Consider the following 3,229-nt stretch of genomic DNA (forward strand, 5'->3'; position numbering starts at 1 on the left):
GGTACTGGTTTATACAACTTCGGTTCAGCGGGTGAAGCTGCTGAGCGTTCAGATGCACAAACAGGTAACAATGACCGTGATGTAGTTGGTGAAACAACTAACCCAGATGTAGCGAACAAAGATTCATATGCAACTGGTTCAGGGCTATATGTTTGGAATTCAGGTGAAGAAACTGATAATCCTAATGTAGCTAACAAAGACAGCTACCAAACTGGTACAGGTTTATACAACTTTGGTCCAGCAGGTGAAGCAGCAGAACGTTCTGATGCACAAACAGGTAATAACGACCGTGATGTAGTTGGTGAAACAACTAACCCAGATGTAGCGAACAAAGGTTCATACGCAACTGGTTCAGGTCTATACGTTTGGAACTCTGGCGAAGAAACAACTAACCCTAATGTAGCTGATAAAGATAGCTATACTAATGGTGATTCTTTAGTACAACACGAAGGTGTTGTAGCTGACGTAGGTAGATACGTATGGAACTCAGGTGCAGAAAGTAGCAACCCTAATGTTGCATTCAAACCTGGTTACACTAATGGTTCTGATTTAACTTATAATGATGAATCAAATAGAAATATCATCACACGTTACAAACAAGAATTACTAGATTGGATTGAACTTGAACAAGACCAATACTTAGGTGCAGGTCGTGATAAATCTCGTGACTTCTTACCTAAGTTAGTAGCAAGTAGTGATTTCAGCTCTTTAAGTAGAGATGACCAACAATTACTTGCAAACTACTTCTTAAAAGTTCCAACACAAAACAATAGTACAGCCGGTGAAGTTTGTGTGGTAGATCCAAATGCTACTGCAGAAAACAATGCTCAACAACAATGTAAGCCAGCAGAAAACCCAGTAAGTGGTGCTGTGTCTAACAAAGATGAAGAGAACAAAGGTTAATGTACTTTTCTTAAAAGTCAGAGCTTCGGCTCTGGCTTTTTTTTATTGGTAAAAAAGTGAGTTATCTGAGCCAGAACCTTAACTTTTTTGTTAAGGTAACTCAGGGTAAGCGATTATTAATTTAAGCTAACCAAACCTAAACATACTCATTTAGTAACACCAACGCCAAGATCTTTATTAAGTTCAAGTTGGCTTAGACAAAGCTAATAAGTTAAAAGAATGCTTATAAACTAGCCAAGGCTTTAGGGTAAAGCTAAATAAGCAAATAGGTAAAGTAAACTAACAGGATTGCAAAGATATTTAGGTTAATTAACTTAACTTACAGACAAAGCCAATAAATTAGGAAGTTTGTGAGATTGCTATGATATTTTTGTACTAGTCTAAGGAATTAGGCTAGTATTTTTTTGTTCATTTTTTCTTTTTTTGTCATGAGTTTGCTAAATAAAAAAGATAGAAGCGGGGAGAGTTAAAGAGAAGAATGCTTGAGGGATAAAGCCTTAGTATTGGATGTTCAAGAGGTAATGCTTGGGGGATAAATAAGTATTCCTAGAGGTTAAAGAAGTAATGCTTGGGTGATAAAGAGACAGTATTAGAGAGGTAGTATTAGAGATAAAAGAAGCAATACTTGCAGGTTAAAGAGGTAATACTTGAAGAAATAAGAGAAGAGCTTTAAATAGCAAAACAATAATCTTCTTTTACATTTTAAAAGCTCGGGGGGTACATTGAGGAGTGATTATTTAAGTTAGAACCTTAATTAACTAATTTACTTAGCGGAGTTTTGAGATTAAGACTGCTAAAGTCTTTGTGGAAATACATAAGCTAACAGGAAGTATCCTATCTACTTAGAGAGAGTTGGGAAAGAGGTATTTTTAAAAACGTAAAAACCAGGGTTTGTAACCCTGGTCCGGACTTGCTTATATGAATATTAAGATTTTTTCGCCATGTTAGCTTGTGTCATCACATAACCAACTTGAGAAATTTGACTATCAATATTTAATGCTTTTAAAGCTGAGTTAATTGTAACTACATCCATTGAAGAAGGAGCTTTAACAGTTACGTTACCTACAGTGTAGTAAGCAGCTGTAGCATTTTGGTCACCTAAAACTACATTAACTGTACCTGAGTTACCAGAAGTAACTGTAGCATTAATTGTTTGACCGTTAACTTCTAATGTTTTTGTTTGCGCATTCATTGCTGCTTTTTGAGCTGCAGCCATTTTATAGTAATCACTATATGCAGTAGCTGGATCTTTTGTGCTTGCGTTTGCGTTCATAGTTGCAAAAGCTGTTGTTGCTACTAATACTGATAATAATACTGATTTGATTTTCATAACTAGATTCCTTTGTTGTGTTATTAGTGTATTGTTTGTTGTGTTGTTTAATTAAAAGTTGTTGTTTTGTTTTTTTTGTTTTGTTGTTTTTGTTTGTTGTGTTTTTTTATTCTCTTGGTTGAGAACTTAACTAGAATGTTGTTTATGTTGTTTAAGTAGTTGCGAGGAAGTTGGGTAACTTCCAACGCAGACTATTATAAACTTTTTTCTCTCTCTGATTAAGAGCCTTGCATTTTATAGACTATTAAATCAGATTCAGTAATTAAGATTTTTTATTCATGTCAGCTTGAGTCATTACATAGCTAACTGTAGAAACTTGATTACCTACTTCTAAAGCTCTTAATGAAGCGTTAATGTCACTTAAAGACATGGTTGCTGGAGCTTTAATTACAAGGTTACTTAAAGTGTAGTAAGCAGGAGCAACATTTTGGTCACCTAAAGCAATGTTCATTACGCCAGAAGCACCAGTGGTAATTGTAGCGTTGATTGCTTGACCATTTACATCTAAAGTTTTAACTTGAGTATTCATAGCTGCTTTTTGTGCTGCTGACATTGTGTAGTAGTCGCTATAAGCAGTTGCAGGATCTTTAGTACTTGCGTTTGCGTTCATAGTTGCAAAAGCTGTTGTTGCTACTAATACTGATAATAATACTTATTTGATTTTCATAACTAGATTCCTTTGTTGTGTTGTTGTTTGTTGTGTGTTGTTAATTAAAAGTTGTTGTTTTTGTTGTTAAGTTTGTTGTTTTATTTTTTGTGTTGTTGTATTGTTGTTTTTATTTGTTGTGTTTTTTATTCTCTTAGTTGAGAACTTAACTAGAATGTTGTTTATGTTGTTTAAGTAGTTGCGAGGAAGTTGGGTAACTTCCAACGCAGACTATTATAAACTTTTTTCTCTCTCTGATTAAGAGCCTTGCATTTTATAGACTATTAAATCAGATTCAGCAATTAAGATTTTTTATTCATGTCAGCTTGTGTCATTACATAGCTAACTGT

Annotated in this window: 3 protein-coding genes; 1 reads left to right on the top strand and 2 read right to left on the bottom strand. The window is 34.5% G+C overall.

Annotated elements, in window-relative coordinates:
• Positions 1-903: hypothetical protein (locus CJP74_RS08170; protein WP_222987039.1), on the top strand; the 903-nt coding region annotated here is incomplete at its 5' end.
• A gap of 925 nt (positions 904-1,828) precedes the next feature.
• Here the strand turns inward: CJP74_RS08170 and CJP74_RS07775 are convergent.
• Together CJP74_RS07775 and CJP74_RS07780 are read right to left on the bottom strand one after the other, a co-directional pair.
• Positions 1,829-2,233 carry a hypothetical protein gene (locus CJP74_RS07775; protein WP_119497948.1) on the bottom strand — a complete coding sequence of 135 codons (405 nt, stop codon included), beginning with the start codon at positions 2,231-2,233 and terminating at the stop codon, positions 1,829-1,831.
• A 262-nt stretch (positions 2,234-2,495) separates the two neighbouring features.
• Positions 2,496-2,843 (bottom strand): hypothetical protein, encoded by a 348-nt coding sequence (locus CJP74_RS07780; RefSeq protein WP_119497950.1) that lies wholly within the window; start codon positions 2,841-2,843, stop codon positions 2,496-2,498.
• Positions 2,844-3,229 lie beyond the last annotated feature (386 nt).

The organism is Psittacicella melopsittaci (genome assembly GCF_003585925.1).
GTDB lineage: Bacteria > Pseudomonadota > Gammaproteobacteria > Enterobacterales > Psittacicellaceae > Psittacicella > Psittacicella melopsittaci.